Genomic DNA, 18,611 nt, shown 5'->3' with positions numbered 1-18,611 from the left:
AATTCAGCTGTTTAACGGCCGGTTCACACCGGCCGCTCGCCTCGAACCGGAATGCTTGGGGAGACGCCGCTACTTCTTCCCGATGCAGTACAGCATATTCGTCGAGCGGACGAACAACCGACCTTCGCACGGAGCCAATGTCGCGCGGAAGATTTCGTCTTCGCCGCCGGTCAAGATGTTCTCCTGCACGATCTTCAACGTCGCGGCCGGTTCGACGACGATCGTCGTCCCTGCTTCGTTGAGAAAATACACCAGCCCTCCCACCGCGATCGGCGAGGCCGTGAACTTCGGACCGGTCGCGAGGCGTTCCTTCCAATACTCATGTCCGTCCGCGGCATCGTAGCAGGTGGCGATGCCTCCCGTGTCGACCATGACGATGAACTTCCCGACCACGATCGGCGACGGAATATCGCGACCTCCTTTGCGCGGCACGTGCCAAGCCATGTGCGTCTTCGTTACGTCGCCGTCGCCCCCCGGCTTGATCGCATAGAAGTCGCCGGCGAGCCCGTTGGAAACGTAAAGTAGATCGCCGGCCGCGGTCACGGTCGGCTCGCCCCGGCCGTTGAAGCTCTTGCAGAACCAAAGCTCCTTGCCCGTCGCGGGATCATAGCCGCGGACGCCGTCGTGGCCGTTGAGCACCAGCTCGCGCCGTTTTTCGGCTTGCACCAATATCGGCGTGCTCCAACCTCGATTGTTCGGCCGCTTCGTCGTCCACACCGTTTTGCCGGTTCGCTTATCGAATGCCGACAGAGACGCATCGGCCTCGGCATCGCAATTCTGAATCACGAGATCGCCGAGGATCACCGGGCAAGCCGCCACTCCCCATGGGCTCTCGAACTTCCCGAGATCGCGACTCCACAAATGTTTTCCATCGACACCGTAGCCATGTAGCCCGCCCCGCCCGAAGAAAGCCACGACCACCTCTCCATCGGTCGCGCAAGTCGACGACGCCCAACTGTTCCAAGCATGGAGCTTTTCCGGTTCGCCCGTCCAAGCGGTGTGCTGCCAGAGGATCTTGCCGGTCTTGCGATCGACTGCGTACACCACCCGCTGCTTGCCGTCTTCCAATGCCGACGTCAGAAAAATACGATCGCCCCAAACGATCGGCGACGACTGACCGCTTCCGGGCAGCGGCGTTTTCCAAACGACATCGGCATTGCTCCATTTCGTCGGGATGTCGGTTTCCTGCGAATGGCCGTCTTCGAGCGGTCCACGCCAGCGCGGCCAATGCGCGCCGGGCACACCGGGAGCGGTCGGCAAGACCGATGCGATAAGCACGACGAAGCTTTGCAGCAGCGTGCCGGCTTCGGTCCAAAGAGAAGAATGCATGGCGATCGTGCTCGCGGGCGATTGGGGGTGGGAAGCGGGGGCGGAAGCCGCAATATGCACCTATGCCGCAGCGAAAACAAGCATTTCTCCCCGCTCGCGGCCTCGCGAAAGCCCCCTCCCGCCTCAATACCCCTTCGTTCGGGAGGTTAAAGTCCTTTCCAGGTTTCCGCCGAATGGACTTCCACAGGACGCAAGCCGCTTTATAATGAGGGGCTTTCCCGGCTACCTACCCCCCTTCTCATACGATCGAACGAACGGATTGGTGATGTATGCCTAAGATGAAGACCCATAAAGGGACGAAGAAGCGCTTCCGTCTCTCGGCAACCGGCAAGGCCATGCACCGCGGTGCCGGCACGAGCCACTTGGCGAGCCGGATGTCGTCGAAGCGTAAGCGGAAGCTCCGCGGCACCTCGGCCACGACCGTGAGCGAATCGAAGCGCGTGGCCCGCTTGCTTTGCGGCAACGGATACTAAGGACAGTGATCAGGGGTCGGTGGTCAGGGGTCAGTAACATGCTCCCGACGCTCGGCCTCTGAGGCGAGCCCCGTGCCGTAAGGCCGGGGGTAACTTCGCAGCTTGTCAAAGCGTTGCGAAGCGAATGTGATTGAGAATGCGTGTTGAGTCCCGCGAACTTGTTCGTGGGCGGGCCGCGAGTGCCATGTCGCTCGTTGCCGACGCCGATCGCAAGATCAGGCCAATGCAAGTCGGGCTGGTAAAAACGTCGTCGAACTTTTCGACGAGGCCTTGGGCTTGTGCTAGTGACGTAAAGGAACGATGTGCTATGCGTACGATGAAAGGTGCGGCCCGCACCCAAGCGAAGAAGCGATTGCGTAAGAAGGTGAAGGGATTCGTCGGCGGTCGTCGTAAGATGTTCCGCACCGCGAAGGAAACCCTGATCAAGGCCGGCGTCTACGCCTTCCGCGATCGCAAGACGAAGCGCCGCAATCTCCGCTCGTTGTGGATCATTCGCTTGAACGCCGCTTGCCGCCAGCGCGGCTTGCGCTACAGCCAGTTCATCAACGGCTTGTTAAAGTCGAAGGTCGAACTCGATCGCAAGACCTTGAGCGAGATGGCGATTCACGACCCGGCCGGCTTCGACGCCGTGTTTGCGTTGGCTAAGGGCGCCTTGGGCGTCTAACTCGTCGCCGCCAGAGAGACTGATAATTAAGATCCGGCGGCGAGACGCTCAGCGTTTCGCCGCCGTTTTTCTTGGTAGCCGGTGTCTCGGTATTCTGCCGAGCCACCTTCCTCGAAGTCCGATTTATTCCCTCTTAGATTTCCGCCTGAGAGACTCCGCATGTCGCTCGCCTCGTTCGTCGCCGAACTCGACGCACTCACCCAAGCGGCTCTCGCAGCGTTCGGCGCGGCCACGGATGCCGCCACGCTCGAAGCGGCCCGCGTGGAATTCTTGGGTGCGAAAAGCGGTCGCCTGAAAGATGCCCAAAAGGGGCTCGGCACCGTCGGCAAAGACGACAAGCCCGCCGCCGGCAAGAAGTTCAACGATACGAAAACGGCGATCGATACGGCCTTCGCCGCAGCTCAAGAACGGATCGGCTCCACAATCGCCGCTCCCGTCGCCGCCGGCCCGGCCTTCGACAGTTCGCAGCCCGGCCTTCGCCCGCGACTCGGACACCTGCACCCGCTTACGCAGACGGTCGAAGAACTCAAGGAGATCATGGGTCGGCTCGGCTTCACCGTCGCGCATGGTCCGGAGATCGAAGACGAGCGCCACAACTTCGAAGCGCTCAACATCCCCGCGGCGCATCCGGCTCGCGATCCGCTGGAGAATTTTTACTTAGCGACGGCCAAGAAGCTCGCCGGCGAGGCCGACGCGCCGATGTTGCTGCGCAGCCAAACGAGCACCGTCCAGATTCGTGTCATGGAGTCGACGCCGCCGCCGGTGCGCATCATCTCGCTCGGCCGTGTCTATCGGCCCGATACGGCCGATGCGACCCACTACCCGATGTTCCATCAGATCGAAGGCTTGCTGATCGATCGCAATGTGACGATGGCGGACCTGAAGAGCACGCTACGGCTATTCGCGCGCAGCTATTTCGGCGGCGACGTTCACATTCGCTTCCGGCCGTCGTTCTTCCCGTTCACCGAACCAAGCGTCGAAGTCGACATGCAGTGGAACGAGCGGTGGATCGAAATGGGAGGCGCGGGCATGGTCGACCCGAACGTGCTCCGCGCCGTCGGCTACGATCCCGACGAGGTCACCGGCTTCGCCTTCGGGCTCGGCGTCGAACGCGTCTGCGCCCGCCGGCATCAAGTGACCGACATCCGCGAGTTCTACAAGAACGACGTCCGCTTCCTCGAACAATTCTAGCTCGAACAGTTCTAGCGACGAGCGAAAGCCCCGCCCATGATTATTTCCTACGAATGGCTGCGCCAGTACGTTCCGCTTGTCGGCCTCTCGGTCGACGAGTTCGCGTTGCGCATGATGATGGCCGGCTTCAATCACGAAAGCACGACCGCCGCCGCCGGCGACTACGCCGTCGATCTGGAAATCACGAGCAATCGGCCCGACTGCCTCGGCCACATCGGTCTAGCGCGCGAAGCCGCCGTGATCTTCGGCTCACCGCTCGCTCTTCCCAAGGCGGCGCCGCAGGAATCGGGCCCTGCCGTGGATACGCTCGCTCAATTGCAAGTCGACGCCCCGCTGCGCTGCCCGCGTTACATTGCCCGCGTGATTCGTGGAGTGAAAGTCGGCCCAAGTCCCGCGTGGCTGCAAAAACGTCTCGCGGCGATCGGGCAGCCGACGGTCAACAACGCCGTCGACATTACGAACTACGTGTTGATGGAATGCGGTCAACCGTTGCACGCGTTCGATCTCGCGAAGCTGCGCGGCAAGAAGATCATCGTGCGTGAGGCGGTAAGCGGCGAGAAGTTCGCAGCGATCAATCATAAGCAGTACGTGCTGGAACCCGGCATGACGGTCATCGCCGACGCCGAGCGGCCCGTCGCGATCGCCGGGATCATGGGGGGCGTCGATTCCGAGGTCTCGTCGACGACGACCGACCTCTTGATCGAGTCGGCCGATTTCGATCCCCTTTCGATTCGCACCGCGGCCCGCAAGCTTGCGCTCCGGAGCGATTCGTCGTACCGTTTCGAGCGCGGCGTCGATCCGGAAGGAATCGAGTGGGCCAGTCGTCGCTGCTGCGAACTCATCTTGGAAATCTGCGGCGGCGAACTGGCGGTCGGGTCGCTCGACGTGGGCGAGAAGCCGAAGCCGCGCGAGCCGATCACGCTACGCCTCGCGCAGTTGAAGCGGATCGTCGGCATCAACATCCCCGGCAGTGAAGTCCTGCGGATTTTGACGTCGCTCGGCTTGCAACCGCGGCTCGGTAGCGCCGGCATCGACGTTCGCCTGGCGAGGGACGCAGCAGGCGGAGTCGTCGTGGAACATACGGCGAAGCTGACCCCCAGCGAGATGCGACAAATGGACGAAGCGTTCGCGAGGAAAGACCTCGCAGCGATTCGTACCATGACGGAAGCGAAGAACGAAGTCTTCGCCGAGTTGCCGAGCGATGCAAGCGGTGGAATGCAGAGCATCACCGTCGTCCCTCCCTCTTGGCGGCGCGATCTTTCGCGCGAGATCGACCTGATCGAAGAAGCGGCCCGCATCTACGGCTACGACAAGATTCCCGAAGACGTCGGCGTACCGATGGCCCCTTCGGCACGCACCGACGAAGATCGGGTACTCAACAAGATTCGTCATGTGCTCACCGCTTGCGGCTTCGACGAAGCGCTCACGATCAGCGTCGTCGACGACTCGCTTTCGACGTCGTTCTCCCCCTGGACCGATGCCGCTCCGCTTGCGCTGCAAATGCCGATTCTCGAACGGGCCGATAAGCTGCGCCGAAGCCTCGTACCGAGCCTGCTCAAGGCTCGCCGCGACAACGAAGCGGTCGGGAACCGCACGATCGAACTGTTCGAAACCGCGAAGGTGTACCTGCCGCGCGCCGGGGCGCTGCCGCAGGAAGAACTCATGCTCGCGCTCACGAGCAGCGGCGAAAAAGCGAACGCCTTCTTCGCCTTGAAAGGAACCATCGAAGCCGTGGTTTCCGCACTCGCTCCGGCGGCTCAGGTCGACGTCCGGCCGACCTCGCAATCCCTCTTCGCAACCGATCGGGCTTGCGAACTGTTGCTCGACGGCGAGCCGTTCGGAGTGCTCGGCGAGGTCGGTGCGACGGGACAAAAGAAGTTCGATCTGCGCGGGAAGACCGTGGTGGCCGAGTTGAAGATCGCGGCACTTATCAAGGCTGCCGTACTGGTGCCGCGCTACGTGCCGACGCCCGACTATCCGGCGATCGAGCGCGATATCAATCTCGTGGTCGACGAGCAAGTCCGCTGGAACGACATTGCGGCGACCGTGCGTAGCTGCGGCGGCGACCTGCTCGCGACGCTCGACCTCAAAGGCGAGCCGTTTCGCGACGAGAAGAAACTCGGCGCAGGAAAGAAAAGCCTCGTCATTACGCTGCTGCTCCGCTCGCGCGAGCGGACGCTGACGAACACCGAAGCCGACGAACTGCGAACGCGGATCGTCGATGCGTGCGCGAAAGCGTTCGGGGCGTCGTTACGCAGCTGACGCGAGTTGCCGCTTACGGCGCTCGCGTGATCGTGCCGTTGATCGTGCCGCCGTGTTCGGGATCAGCCGTCGCCCACCACCGGCCGGCGTAAACGTCGTTGTGGAACATGACCCGAGCCGACCAGTTGGCGGCGCCAGGACCGGCGCGAACATCGTCGAGAATCAGCACGGCGGTGTCGCCGGCGAACTTCACGGAAGCGGAGATCGGGAACTCGACCTGTCGCCCGCCGACGTTATAGAGCGAGACGATCGACCATTGGCCGGCCGAACTCTTCTCGGCGCGTGCGATGCGATAAGAGTCGTTTCCCTTCTCGGCCCCCAGCTTCCCGCCGGCGACCGGCGCCCAAGAACCTTTGAGCGTCGCGTTCTTGAGCGTAGCGACGAACTTGGCTTCGACCTCCGCATCGCCTTGCGCCGACGCGGAACCGGCAACCAGCAAGCAAAGCGCGAACGCAAGCGAACCGGCGACGAGCGACACGATGTTCTTCATGGCAAAGTCTCAAATTAGAGAAAGGGGCCAAGCGCAGCAGGTCGACCGCAACGCACTCGCAGCGGAAGGCCCTTATGCTAAACCACGAAAGCGCAAAACGCCTCCGAAGTTTTGCATTTTGCATTTCTACTTCTGCATTTTGCCTACCCCGGTTCCGTCATCGCCCAAGGATCAAGGGCTTTTTCCAGCTGATCCGGCGGCAGGATGTTTTGTTCCGTGCAGAGTTCGCGAATCGTTTTGCCGCTCTTAAACGCATCCTTCGCGAGCTTCGAGGCTTTCTCGTAGCCGATGTAGGGGTTCAAGCTGGTAACCATCGACAGGCTCTTCTCGATACTGGCGTTGCACTGTGCTTCATTTGCCTCCATCTCTTCCGCGCAGAACTCGACGAACGCGTTCGTGCAATGCGACAAGAGCGAGATGCTTTCGAGCGTCGTGTCGCCCATGACGGGCATCATGATATTGAGTTGGAACTGACCGCCGGTCGCACCGCTCAGCGAGATCGTCTGATCGTTCCCCATGACTTTCGCCGTCACCTGCATCATGCTCTCGCACATCACAGGGTTCACCTTGCCCGGCATGATCGAGCTGCCCGGCTGGCGATCGGGAAGAATCAGCTCATAGAAACCGCAACGAGGGCCGGAGCCAAGCCAGCGAATGTTGTTGGCGACGTTGAACAGCGTCACGGCGACCGTCTTGAGTTGACCGTGGCATTCGACGAGGCCGTCGCGTTGGGCATTCGCTTCGAAGTGGTTGACCGCTTCGATAAACGGGATGCCGGTTTCCTGCGCCAGCGCGGCGCTCGTGCGCGCCGCGAACTCGGGATGGGTATTGATGCCCGTTCCGACGGCGGTGCCGCCGACCGGGAGTTCCAGCACGGCATCGGCAGCGCGGCGGGCCCGATGAATCGATTGCTCGATCTGTCGGGCAAAGCCGCCGATTTCCTGACCCAGCCGCAGCGGCGTGGCATCGGCCAAGTGAGTCCGGCCGATCTTGATGATCTTGTCCCAGGCCGCGGCTTTCTTCGTCAGCACATCGCCGAGACGCCCCAAAGCGGGAATCAATTCCTTCACGATCGCCATCGCCACGGCGACATGAATCGCCGTCGGAAACGTGCAGTTCGTGCTCTGGCCCATGTTGACGTGATCGTTGGGGTGAATCGGCTTCGCGGCCACGAGTCGATCTCCCCCCATCATTTCGATCGCACGGTTCGCGATCACTTCGTTGGCATTCATATTGCTCGAAGTGCCCGAGCCGGTCTGATAGACGTCGATCGGAAACTCGCCGTCGTACTTTCCTTCGGAGACTTCGCGGCAAGCGGCGAGCATCGCCTTGACCTGCGCATCGTTCAGCGGATTCTTCCCGGTGCCGGTAAGCTTGCCGAGATCGCGATTTGCGATGCCGCACGCGAGCTTGACGAGGCCCATTGCGTGGATCAATTGTTTCGGGAGCGGCTTACCGGAGATCGGAAAGTTCTCGACGGCTCGTTGCGTTTGCGCGCCGTAGTAGGCCTGAGCGGGAACTTTCACGTCCCCCATCGAATCTTTTTCAATGCGAAATTGAGTCATGTTTCGAATCACGATGATCTAAATAAACCACTCGGACCCGATGACAATCGGGCCTACTGAGCAGTGAGAAACCGGAAGAACGCCGTCGCCGATTATACGCAGAAACGGCGCGTCGACGAGGGCCTCGCAGCCGAAGGAAACACGAGCTACTTTCGGGCCGGGATCTTGCAGGTGCCGTTTTCGCAACTCTCGATCCGTCCCCAGCGATATCGGCGTTTCGCGAACGCGCGATAGCAGGCTTGCCAGAGCGGCATCAGGCCCGGGAAGTAGAGGGCCGGTGCCATCCAATAGAGCAGCGGCAATCGCGTACTGAGATACTTAAACGCCTCGGCTCCGTGAAACTTCCGACCATCGGCCGTGCAGACATACATATACCGCATCAGATCTTCGTGCTTCAGGTCCGGCCAACGGGCCTGCACCTCGGGATCGTGCAAGGAAATAAACGTCAGCCGTCTGCGACGATCGGCTTGATGGAGCTTATGAACGCTGGCCGTGCAGAATTTGCAGTCGCCGTCGTAGATCAAGACGTCGGCCTGCGGATGATCGGCCGGAGACGGGAGTTGGCCCGTTGCTGTCTGCCCCGGTGTTTGCATGACTGCCATGGAACCAACCTCTTCCAACTCGCGTCGTAGGGAAGGAGGCTCACGGCGACAACCGTGAGTTTCTTCCTCTCTATTAGTATACGTCGTCCGCAAGCTTCGGGTCAGACCGATCTTCTTTCGTATTTTATGGCCTAGGCAAGCTAAAACGGTAAACTAATACGAAGTCGATCTTTCGGCTTCGGTGACGACCAAGGACCGTAATGCGATGAATGCATCTCTTGCCAAGCAATTGTCGATCGCGAGACGCCGACTCTTTCTCGAACGGGTCGTCGCGCTCTTTCCTTGGATCGCCACGCTCGCGTTCGGAATCGCGGCGAGTGTCATCGTCGTCGACAAATACTTTCCGCTCGGAATCTCATGGCCGATCGTGCTGGGCATCGCCGCGATTATTGCGCTGCTTGCGACCTTGATCGCCGGACGAGCGACGAGCCACGATGAACTGGCGGCGGCCGTCGAACTTGACCGACGCTGCCGACTCGACGAACGAGTCTCCACGGCGCTGGCGCTGCGGTCGATCGCAGGCTCCGACGTCGCGGCCGATGGTGCCGCGCGGCGGGCAGTCGAAGCCGATGCCGAGCGCGCCATCGCCAACCTCGACGTACGCGCCTCGTTCCCGCTTGTTTCGTCGCGCCGGCTGGCGTGGCCTCTGGTGCCGCTGGCGACTGCTGTTGTCGTCGCGCTATCGCTTTCGCCGGCCGTTCCTCCGGTGGCACCGGCGGCTGCCGCCGCGAAGCAAGTGCAGGCGCAAATGAAAGAGACGGCGGCAACGTTGGAGAAAAAACTAGAAGACAAAAAGCTGGAAGCGGAGAAGCTCAAGCTCGTCGAAGCGCAAAAGCTACTGGAGAAATTGCAAGACGAGGCCCGCAAGATCAAGGGAGCGGCCGAGGTCGATCAAAAAGAATCGCTCGTCAAGCTCAACGACCTCGCGAAGCAAATTCAAGAGCGACGCGAACAAGTGTCGGGAGCCGAAGAACTCAAGAAGCAATTGAGTCGGCTACGGTCGAAGAATCCTGGTGCGTCGGAGAAGTTGACGAACGCGATCCAAGAAGGAAATTTCCGCGGCGCCGCGGAACAAGTCGAGCAATTGCGCAAAGAACTAGAGTCGGGCAAGCTCGATCCTGCGCAGAAGCAGCAAATGGCCGAGCAGTTGGATCGATTGCAAAAGCAAATGGAACAACTGGCCCAGGCGCAAGAAGAACGTCGTAAAGAAGCCGAGCAACAACTCGCCGCGAAACAGAAGCAAGCGGAAAGCTCGAGCGAAGGAAAGAACGGAGCAGGGCAAAAGAAAGACGGCAAAGGTTCCGAACCGTCGGCGAGTGCCGGATCGCAACCGGGCGCACTCGACGCCTCGGCATTGGCAGAGAAGCTTTCGCAAATGGCCGCGCAACAGCAATCGCTCGCGGGCCTGCAAGAGGCGCTCGAGCAAGCATCGCAAGGGATGCAAAGCGGCAAGGGAAACGAAGCCTCGCAAGCGTTGAACGACTTGCAAAAGCAGCTCGATCAACTCGCGAAGCAAGCGAGCGAGAGCCAACTGCTCGACCGCGGCTTGCAAGATCTCGCCGAATGTAAGTCGGGCATGTCACAAGGCCAAGAACCGGGGGCGGGAGAAGGAAAGAAACCAGGCGGCGCGCCCGGACAAAACGGCGGCAACCAAGCACAACCGGGCCAAGGACAACCGGGTCAGGGGCAACCAGGGCAAGGCATGGCCGGACAAGGTCAGGGACAAAAAGGACCAGGTGCAGGAAACCAAGGAGGAAATCAGCCGGGCCAAGGGGTCGGCAACGGCCTCGATGGCGAAGCCCCAGGTCAAACGGCGGCATTCGACTCGCGCGTGAAGCAGCAAATCGGCACCGGCGCGTTTCGCATCATCGGCCCGACCGACGGTCCCAACGCCAAAGGCAAAGCGCTCGAAGCGATTCGCAACCAAGAACAAGCGGTCTCGGCAGGTCGAGAAGCGCAGACGCTAGAAAGCCAAGCGCTCGATCGTTCACGCCGCGAACAGAAGAAGCAATACTTCAACGCGCTTCGCAAAGCGGACTAAGCGACGAGTTCTAAGAAACCGTGTTCTACGCGAGGTCGATAAGTGTCTCGCTCGACGAGTACATCGAACCGACTAGGCGAGCCGTTGCATTCCGGTAGTGCCGGCAGTCGACTCAGCCGCCCCGTTTCGGCAGCGTGAAGGAATACAGCACCGTCACGGCGCCGGTCGACATGAGGCTCCAAGGGGCCCAATCGGGCGGGGAATACTCCCGATTGCGACCGATTTTTTGCTCCATTCCGGGAGCTGCGCTTTCGCGCCGCGCGAGCACTGCTTTGTCGATCAGCAAGCACTCCACCCCCAAAAGGACTGCGTACAATCCTACGGCCACGAAGAGCGAACGCCACATTTCTACGGTCTCCGACGGTTTCGTGGAACGCAAGCCGGCCGCACCGTTGCAAATAGCACGGTCCAGCGGAGTTCGATCGAGTCCGACTCTTTTATCTTGTCGACATTGAGAGCCCCGATCATCGACAGATGCCGGCAAATACGACTCGTAACGGTCGACTCGGTTGTATGTTCGCGGCGACCGGCGAGCGGCAACGGCTCCTCTTTTTCAATGCTAAGTTTCGGTCGTCAATGTCGAATCGTGCGTCGCGCGGAAAGAGAAACCCGGTTGCGGAAACCATTCCAAGTTGTGTAACGTTTGAACCGGCGAGCAGCGCCGTTCGAGCCGCCACGACCGGAAAACTCTGCCCATTCCATGAGGTTTCCAAAGTGTGGCGTAAGAAACGTCGATGCTGTTAGAGGCTGTGCATTTTCGTTGTTCCGCGTAATCGTGCGTCGTATAATTCCTTATACGATCGGGATGACAGGGAATGACGAGGCGACATAGGTTCGTCACTCAGACGAGCAACGTGTCGCGGGCCGTTCATGCCCTTCGGAGACGATGCTTTGAGCGCCAAGACTAAGAGCTCGATAGTCGGAGAAGCGAATGCCGGCAGCGCATCGGCGGTAGCCGATAGCCCGCCGCGTCGATCCGAAGCGACGAGTTCGAACGCGAAGCTTTCCAAGCCGGTGAGTGAAACGGGTGCTGGTAGTGCCGTTCGCAGTGATGCCGATGACCCCAAAGCCGAATGCCCTCTACAGCAGCCGACCGATGCCGGTTTCCCGGCGATGGCGGCGCCTTCGGCAACCGTGGCCGTTGCGGGCTCGGCTCTATCGCCTGCTTCGCCTCCGCTCATGCCGCCCGCCGTCGGGTTGCCGGCAGTCTCGTCAGTGGGAAAGCGGACTGTGAGCGAAACGGCCCAATACGAGCAGATGTTGCGTTCGATGCCCGACGGAGTCGTCGTGCTCGATGCCGAGAACAAAATCGTTTGGTGCAATCAACGTCTTTGCGAATGGACGAAGAACGAATCGCTCGTAGGGCAGGGTTTCTACGCTGCCTTGAAAGGTCCGGAAATTCTCGGACCGGACATGTGCCCCTTCAACACGGCCCGCGCTTCCGGCCGGCCGAGTAGCTCGACGCTTCACTCCGGCGAAGACTTCTTTCGCGTTCACGCCGCCCCCCTGGGCGACGGCTCTTCGCGACACCTGATCGTCACGCTGCGCGACGTCACGCTCGAAGTAGTGCAGCAGCAGAAACTCGCCGCGATCCACAAGGCCGGCGTCGAACTCGCCAATCTCTCTCCGGAAGAACTTTTCCGGATGACGATCGACGAGCGAATCGAACTGCTCAAGGAAAACATTCTCTTCTACGCTCGCCAACTGCTGAATTTCGACATCATCGAGATTCGCCTTCTCGACGCCAAGACCGGTAAGCTCGAGCCGCTGCTCGCCGTCGGCATGTCGTCGGAAGCCTCGCAACGAATGCTCTTCGCCGAACCGCGCGGCAACGGCGTGACCGGCTTCGTTGCCGCAACTCGTAAGAGCTATATCTGCGAAGACACCACGAGCGACCCGCTCTATATCGAAGGGGCGCACGGCGGCCGGAGCTCGCTCACCGTGCCGCTCATGCTGCACGAAGAAGTGATCGGCACGTTCAACGTCGAAAGTCCCGATCCGCACGCCTTCGGCGACAGCGATCAACAGTTTCTCGAGATCTTCGCCCGCGATGTGGCCGTCGCTTTGAACACGCTGGAGTTGCTGGTCGTCGAGCGCGCCGGGGCGGCGGCGATGAGCGTCGAAGCGATTCATAGTGCCGTGGCCCTGCCGGTCGACGACATCCTGAACGACGCCGTGAACATCATGGAGCGTTATATCGGCCACGAGCCGGATGTCGCCGAACGGCTGCAGCGCATCCTCCGCAACGCGCGCGACATCAAGCAAGTGATCCAGAAGGTCGGTCAGAAGATGGCCCCGAGCCAAGCGCTGCCGCAAGGGACGATGGGTCCCGATCGACCGAAACTCCGCGGCAAGCAAATCCTCGTGGCCGATGCCGACGAATCGGTTCGCACTGCCGCACATCATTTGCTCGAGCGCTACGGTTGCATCGTCGAGACCGCCCACGACGGTGCCGAGGCCGTCTGCATGGTCCGCAACATGGCGAAGGGAACTCACTACGACGTCATCATCGCCGACGTTCGCCTGCCCGACATGACCGGCTACGACGTCATGCTCAAGCTGCTCGATTTGGTGAATCCCGTCCCGCTCGTCTTGATGTCGGGCTTCGGCTGGGATCCGGGCCATTCGATCGTCAAGGCTCGGCAAGCCGGTCTGCAAGCGGTTCTCTACAAGCCGTTCCGCCTAGATCAGCTTCTCGACACCGTCGAGAAGTTCATCGTGAAATAATGGGCGGCGGTCGCTTTCATTTTCGCCGCGCGCTCGGTGAGCGTTCTCGTTCCTTCCACGATCCGCGTTTCCGCGCGGATCGCGCACGGCGGCACGTCGCATGAACGATCCCTACGTGCTCCTGGTGCTCGGTTCGATACCGGGACACATCAGTTGGCTTCTCTGGCTCGGCAACAATATCCATGCCCAAGCCTGGCCGCGAAGGCTGATCAAAGCTCTCGGCTTCGTGATCAACTCTTGCCTTGCGGCGGGAAGCGTCGCTGCGGTGCTATGGATCGTCGCCCGCGGTTTAGATTTATCTCCGACTCTTGCCACGCCGGGTAATTCGCTCGCGCACGTGACGGCGCTACTCGGACGCTGGAACGTGCCGCTTCCGTTTGAGCTGCGCATCTACGTCGACCTGTGCGCGATCAACGTCTTTTTCGGTTTCTTGCCGTGGCTCTTGCGCCGAATTCAGCGCACCGACCCGGACGTGCTCTTATCCGACGACACGGTCGTACACGACCTGCGCCCCGCGCTCGTTCCTCCGACGACGCACAGCCTCTATGGTCGGCTCATGTCCACGCTGCCGCTCAACGAGGTGCTGCAACTCGCCGTGCAGACGAAACGGATCGCGCCTCCGCGCCTTCCCGCTCAGCTGGCCGGCTTGAAGATCGCGCATCTCACCGATGTGCATCTGACCGGTATCATCGACCGCCGCTACTACGAACGAGCGATCGACTTGGTCAACGAAGCCGAGCCCGACTTAGTGCTCCTCACCGGCGACCTACTGGAGACCGAGTCTTGCTGGGACTGGATCCCGACGACGCTCGGCAAGCTCCGCGCGCGTCATGGCGTCTATTTCATTTTCGGCAATCACGATATTCGAGTCGATCACGAAGAGACGCGCCGTCGGCTCATCGCCGCCGGGCTCATCGACGTCGGAATCCGCCGCACGACCGTTTCCATTCGCGGGATCGATGTCGTCCTCGCAGGGACGGCCATGCCGTGGCTCAAGCCGGCCGCTCCGATGGACGACTGCCCGCCGCGCAACAACGGCCGCGAGTTTCGCATCCTCCTCTCGCACTCCCCCGATCAACTCCCTTGGGCTCGGCTTCATGGGTTCGATCTCATGGTCGCCGGCCATGTACACGGCGGGCAGATCCAGTTTCCGCCGCTAGGCCCGATCTTGGCTCCCAGCAGCTACGGCACGCGCTACGCATCGGGCACGTTCCACGAACCGCCGACGATCCTGCACGTCGGCCGGGGCCTATCCAGCAAACTTCCGCTCCGGCTTTTCTGCAAACCGGAGGCGACGATTCTCGTGCTGGAAAGGCCCGTGAGCCGGACTTCGCAATAGCCGCGACGAGCATTTGGAATTCCTGGCGGCGTCACTTAGAATAAAGACCCCGCCGCACTTACGCCCTCGCCTCCCCCCTTCCGCTTCGGAATCTTCCGTATGTCGCGTCTTCGTTTCGTCTTCGTGTTCGCGATCGTCTTCTGCTTTGTAGGCGCCTCGTTGAATGAGGTCGCACGCGCCGGTGCGTATAATCCCGTGCTCAACGTCGGCGATAAGTCGCCGGAGTGGAAAGACCTGCCGGGCATCGACGGCAAGAAGCATTCGCTGGCCGATCTGAAAGACCAGGACGTCGTCGTCGTCTGCTTCACGTGCAACAGCTGCGACGTGGCAACGGACTACGAGGACCGAATCGTGGCCTTGGCAAAGAAGTATTCCGATGCGAAAGCGAAGGTCGCGATCGTGGCGGTGAACGTGAATAAGATTCCCGCCGACGACCTCGCTTCGATGAAGAAGCGGGCCGAAGCGAAGAAATTCCCATTCGTTTATCTCTACGACGACACGCAGAAGATCGCCAAGGATTTCGGCGCGACCTTCACGCCCGAGTTCTTCGTGCTCGATAAGAATCGCAAGATCGCCTATATGGGCGGGCTCGACGATCACAGCAGCGCCACGCTCGTCAAAAACCGCTACTTGGAAACGGCGCTCGACTCCGTCCTCAAAGGCGAGAAGCCCAAGACGGCCGAGACCGTTGCGATCGGCTGCATGATTCGCTACGAACGGGAACGGCGGAAGAAGAAGTAAGCTGGCGACATAAAACTTCGCAGCGGCTCTATTTCGCCGGCTCGGCAGCCAGCTCGCCGCAAACGAGTTCCAAATCGCTTCGGGCAAACACGCGCTTATTCGCGTAAGCCGGATGCGACCAGCAGACGCCCCCTCGTTGCGGAAGTTGATCGCTGGTCGGCGCGAGCAGCTTGGCGCGGCTCAGCTCTTCGTATCCCGCCGGCGAAAGCTTCGCGATGATCAATTCGCCGCGTTCGTTGAACATCCACGTCCGGCCATCGACGTTCTGTGTCAAGTGAATCGTGCTCCAGCGGCCCGGCGGAACGGCCGTGATGTTTTCCCACACGCGATCTCCGGTCTTCGCTTCCAAGCAACGGAGTTGCCCGTAGCTATCGACGCCGTAGACGTAGTCGCCGAGGAAGAGGGGCGTAGCAATGATCGACTGCAATGCATCGGTTTTCTTTTCGTTCGCCCCGACGCGGAGCCAAAGCTTTTCGGCGGTCGGCGTTTCCGCGTTGAGCTTTAAAAGCAACGAGCCGTCGTAAAACGAGGTCATGAAGACCCGATCGCCGCTCACGACCGGCGTCGACACGCCGATCGGCATGTTCTTCGGCGGAAACGGCACCGTCCAATAGACGCCACCCGTCGCGGGATCGAGCCCGACCACGTTGTCGCCGGTCATGCAAACGACCACTCGCTTGCCGGCCTGTTCGACGATGATCGGCGCGGCATAAGAGGCGCGGTCGTCGACCGATTTCCACTTCTCGACGCCGGTCCGCTTATCGAACGCCACGAGGCAGGCATGCTCCCCGCCGACCTGCACGATAATCAGATCTCCTTCGACGAGCGGCGAGGCCGTGATGCCCCAGATCGGCATGTCGATCTTGTATTCCGGCGCCAGTTCATGCTTCCAAAGGACCGTTCCCTTCGCGGCGTCGAAGCAATGCAAATGCCCCATCGTTCCGAGCGCATAGACCCGCCCCTCGTCGCAGCCGACGCTCGCGCGCGGCCCCGCTTGATAGCCGACTTTCGCATAGGGGCAATCGTAGGTGTAGCTCCAGATCGTCTTACCGCTCGCTTCATCGAAGCAATGAACTCGTTCGATTTGCGCCGGTTCGACGATTCGATCCGTAAGGTAAACGCGGCCTTGATAGACCGAGGGACCGCTATAGCCTGAACCGACCGGAACGCGCCAGCGAATCGGTACTTGCTCGCCGGCAAACTTCTCGATGAGCCCCGTTTCGCGCCATACGTCGTCGCGCGTCGGACCACGCCATTGCGGCCAGTCGTCGGCGCGGGCCGTGCAGGCGAGCGTCGAAAGGCACAACACGACATACTTGCTCACGTTTCTCATCGTCGAACTCCGTCTCGCTGAAATGTCGTGACAAAAAAAGGAGCGCATGGCCGAACGCCATGCGCTCCGTGGCTCCGCTCGCTTTCGCTACTTCGCCGGATGAAGGTAGGCCATCGCCAGCAAGGCGTAGCCGGTCACCAGGTTCGGATCCCCTTCCATCCACCGCGCTTCTTTATTCGTCCAAGATCCGTCGGCGTTTTGCCGTTCGACCAAGACCTTTGCCAGATCGATGCGCCATGCATGCGCCATACCCGCGGAATCGGTAAACGTCTCCTTCCCGAGTGCGTCGAGCGTCTTGGCGAAGGTGTGGTAGTAGTAGAACAGCCCCGCTTGCCCCATGCCCGGATTCGTATCTAAGGCGTAGTTCTTTTGCAGCCATTCGGTCGCCGCTTTCACACGCGGGTCGTTCGAGCCGAGCCCCGCGAAGATCATGCTCTTGAGCCCGGCATAGGTCATCGACGCATAGCTGCGCAGGCCCCCTTGCTCGGTCTTTCCGGCTTGGCTCGATCCGCCGGCTGCCGGCGTGTAGTAAAAGCCGCCGTCGGGATTCTTAGCGCTGAATTCCGTCGTGTTGTATTCCGTTTCGAGATTCTGGCAGCGCGAGACGAATACGAGCGCCTTCTTCAACGCTTCGTCGTCAGGGCCCGCTCCGGCAGCCTTCAGCGCGTCGATCAAGAAGGTGGTGTTCGAGAGGTCGGGCCGTTTGCTACGGCCGTAGCCGGCGCCGCCGTATTCGGTCGAGCTCTTGTCCTTTCCTTCACTCTCATCCCATTGCAACTCTTTGACGTACTTCTCGGCCCCTTTGATCAGCTTCGTATAGCGGCCGTCTTTGTTGGCTTCGACGAACGCCATGATCGTGATGCACGTTTCGTAGTTCACATGGTTGCTTTCGGCCTGATAGACGCCGCCGTCTTTGCGGACGAACCGCATTTCCGCAACCTTTCGGAGATGAAACGGTTCGTCGGAATTCCAGCGGCGGCCCGATGCGTGCCCCGGCACCCGAAACGAACGACGCCCGGTATTGTACTCGGGAGCAGTGTCGAAAGCATCGGTCTACGAGGGGGCAGAATTCAACGGAGAGGCGACGGTAGGAACATCGCCGATTCAGCGGAAAGAGGCGATTTATCGCAAGATCGCGAGAATTTGTCGCTCGCTCATGATGATGAGCTCTTCTCCATTGACCGTGACCGGCGAACCAGCGTAGCGAGAATAGAGGATCCGATCCCCTTCTTGCACTTGGCAGGCGCTTCGATTCTGCGAGCCGTCGAACCGGAGCCCATCGCCGACCGCTAGCACGCGTCCCTGGAAAGACTGCTCTTGCGCCGAGTCGGGCAAGACGATGCCGCCGGCGGTTTCGACTTCGGCCGCTTGCGGACGAATGACAACGTAATCGTTTAAAGGGACGAGTTTCATCAGGGGTGCATCGCTCCGGTGGGAATTCGGCAAACTATCTTCGAGCGCCAGTTTCGCCGAGCGAGTTATTGTGGCCGAGCGAAGCGAGCTAAGCAACCGGGCGACCGCTTGTCGCACAACTTCGTCGAGCTAAACGCCTGGTACATGTTCCGATAGGAATCAGAGCGATCGTTCGTCTTGGGTCGCGTCTAGCGGGACTGCCGATGGCGCATACTGGATGACCGTTGACTGTTAGGCGAATTCCAGCCGGCAATTTCTTGCAATCGATCGAAAGCCTGATATCTTCCAAAGCACCGAGCAGGGCCGCTTGAAAAAGCATCGCCGCTCGGTGAAATCACATCTATTTTCGTTCCTTTTCCGCAGGCAATAGGGCTACCGCGCTGCCAAGTTTTGCGCGACGAGAGAATCGCTTTTTCAGCCGAAGCCGGCGATCCGCAACGG

At 60.6% G+C, this 18,611-nt stretch carries 16 protein-coding genes; 8 read left to right on the top strand and 8 right to left on the bottom strand.

What is annotated here, in order from left to right; genetic code table 11:
- Nucleotides 1–69: 69 nt before the first annotated feature.
- Nucleotides 70–1,329: a PQQ-binding-like beta-propeller repeat protein gene (locus tag K8U03_19045; GenBank protein MCE9606987.1), complete on the bottom strand. Its 1,260-nt coding sequence runs from the start codon at nt 1,327–1,329 to the stop codon at nt 70–72.
- A 269-nt stretch (nt 1,330–1,598) separates the two neighbouring features.
- On the opposite strand from K8U03_19045, the gene rpmI reads away from it, so the two are divergent.
- From rpmI to K8U03_19025, 4 genes are all read left to right on the top strand, one after another.
- Nucleotides 1,599–1,802, top strand: a complete 204-nt coding sequence (gene rpmI, locus K8U03_19040; protein MCE9606986.1) for a 50S ribosomal protein L35 — start codon at nt 1,599–1,601, stop codon at nt 1,800–1,802.
- A gap of 307 nt (nt 1,803–2,109) precedes the next feature.
- A complete protein-coding gene (rplT, locus tag K8U03_19035; GenBank protein MCE9606985.1) occupies nt 2,110–2,466 on the top strand; it encodes a 50S ribosomal protein L20 in 357 nt (118 codons plus the stop codon).
- Between the two features lie 159 nt (nt 2,467–2,625).
- Complete coding sequence (pheS, locus tag K8U03_19030) at nt 2,626–3,657, top strand: phenylalanine--tRNA ligase subunit alpha (protein MCE9606984.1); 1,032 nt, start codon at nt 2,626–2,628, stop codon at nt 3,655–3,657.
- A 36-nt stretch (nt 3,658–3,693) separates the two neighbouring features.
- Nucleotides 3,694–5,919: a phenylalanine--tRNA ligase subunit beta gene (locus tag K8U03_19025; GenBank protein ID MCE9606983.1), complete on the top strand. Its 2,226-nt coding sequence runs from the start codon at nt 3,694–3,696 to the stop codon at nt 5,917–5,919.
- A gap of 13 nt (nt 5,920–5,932) precedes the next feature.
- Here the strand turns inward: K8U03_19025 and K8U03_19020 are convergent, their stop codons facing one another.
- From K8U03_19020 to K8U03_19010, 3 genes are all read right to left on the bottom strand, one after another.
- A complete protein-coding gene (locus K8U03_19020) occupies nt 5,933–6,409 on the bottom strand; it encodes a hypothetical protein (protein MCE9606982.1) in 477 nt (158 codons plus the stop codon).
- A 143-nt stretch (nt 6,410–6,552) separates the two neighbouring features.
- Nucleotides 6,553–7,974, bottom strand: a complete 1,422-nt coding sequence (locus K8U03_19015) for a class II fumarate hydratase (GenBank protein ID MCE9606981.1) — start codon at nt 7,972–7,974, stop codon at nt 6,553–6,555.
- Between the two features lie 146 nt (nt 7,975–8,120).
- On the bottom strand, nt 8,121–8,576 hold the full coding sequence (locus K8U03_19010; GenBank protein MCE9606980.1) for a DUF393 domain-containing protein: 456 nt from the start codon (nt 8,574–8,576) through the stop codon (nt 8,121–8,123).
- Between the two features lie 205 nt (nt 8,577–8,781).
- On the opposite strand from K8U03_19010, the gene K8U03_19005 reads away from it, so the two are divergent.
- Nucleotides 8,782–10,617, top strand: a complete 1,836-nt coding sequence (locus tag K8U03_19005) for a hypothetical protein (protein MCE9606979.1) — start codon at nt 8,782–8,784, stop codon at nt 10,615–10,617.
- A gap of 112 nt (nt 10,618–10,729) precedes the next feature.
- Here the strand turns inward: K8U03_19005 and K8U03_19000 are convergent, their stop codons facing one another.
- Nucleotides 10,730–10,963 carry a hypothetical protein gene (locus K8U03_19000; protein MCE9606978.1) on the bottom strand — a complete coding sequence of 78 codons (234 nt, stop codon included), beginning with the start codon at nt 10,961–10,963 and terminating at the stop codon, nt 10,730–10,732.
- Between the two features lie 767 nt (nt 10,964–11,730).
- On the opposite strand from K8U03_19000, the gene K8U03_18995 reads away from it, so the two are divergent.
- From K8U03_18995 to K8U03_18985, 3 genes are all read left to right on the top strand, one after another.
- Nucleotides 11,731–13,344, top strand: a complete 1,614-nt coding sequence (locus K8U03_18995) for a response regulator (protein MCE9606977.1) — start codon at nt 11,731–11,733, stop codon at nt 13,342–13,344.
- Between the two features lie 100 nt (nt 13,345–13,444).
- Nucleotides 13,445–14,683 (top strand): metallophosphoesterase, encoded by a 1,239-nt coding sequence (locus tag K8U03_18990; GenBank protein ID MCE9606976.1) that lies wholly within the window; start codon nt 13,445–13,447, stop codon nt 14,681–14,683.
- A gap of 99 nt (nt 14,684–14,782) precedes the next feature.
- The gene (locus tag K8U03_18985) at nt 14,783–15,424 is read left to right on the top strand and encodes a thioredoxin family protein (protein ID MCE9606975.1); all 642 of its coding nucleotides are present in this window, start codon (nt 14,783–14,785) and stop codon (nt 15,422–15,424) included.
- Between the two features lie 28 nt (nt 15,425–15,452).
- On the opposite strand, the gene K8U03_18980 is transcribed toward K8U03_18985, so the two are convergent.
- The 3 genes from K8U03_18980 to K8U03_18970 all read right to left on the bottom strand — a co-directional run bounded on the left by K8U03_18980 (nt 15,453) and on the right by K8U03_18970 (nt 18,170).
- Nucleotides 15,453–16,757 carry a PQQ-like beta-propeller repeat protein gene (locus K8U03_18980; GenBank protein ID MCE9606974.1) on the bottom strand — a complete coding sequence of 435 codons (1,305 nt, stop codon included), beginning with the start codon at nt 16,755–16,757 and terminating at the stop codon, nt 15,453–15,455.
- Between the two features lie 87 nt (nt 16,758–16,844).
- Nucleotides 16,845–17,687 carry a hypothetical protein gene (locus K8U03_18975; protein ID MCE9606973.1) on the bottom strand — a complete coding sequence of 281 codons (843 nt, stop codon included), beginning with the start codon at nt 17,685–17,687 and terminating at the stop codon, nt 16,845–16,847.
- A gap of 192 nt (nt 17,688–17,879) precedes the next feature.
- Nucleotides 17,880–18,170, bottom strand: coding sequence for a co-chaperone GroES (locus tag K8U03_18970; GenBank protein MCE9606972.1), 291 nt, complete (start codon nt 18,168–18,170; stop codon nt 17,880–17,882).
- Between the last annotated feature and the right edge of the window lie 441 nt (nt 18,171–18,611).

Source organism: Planctomycetia bacterium, assembly GCA_021413845.1.
Taxonomy (GTDB): Bacteria; Planctomycetota; Planctomycetia; order Pirellulales; family PNKZ01; genus PNKZ01.
This window is presented reverse-complemented; position numbering and strand designations above follow the sequence as displayed.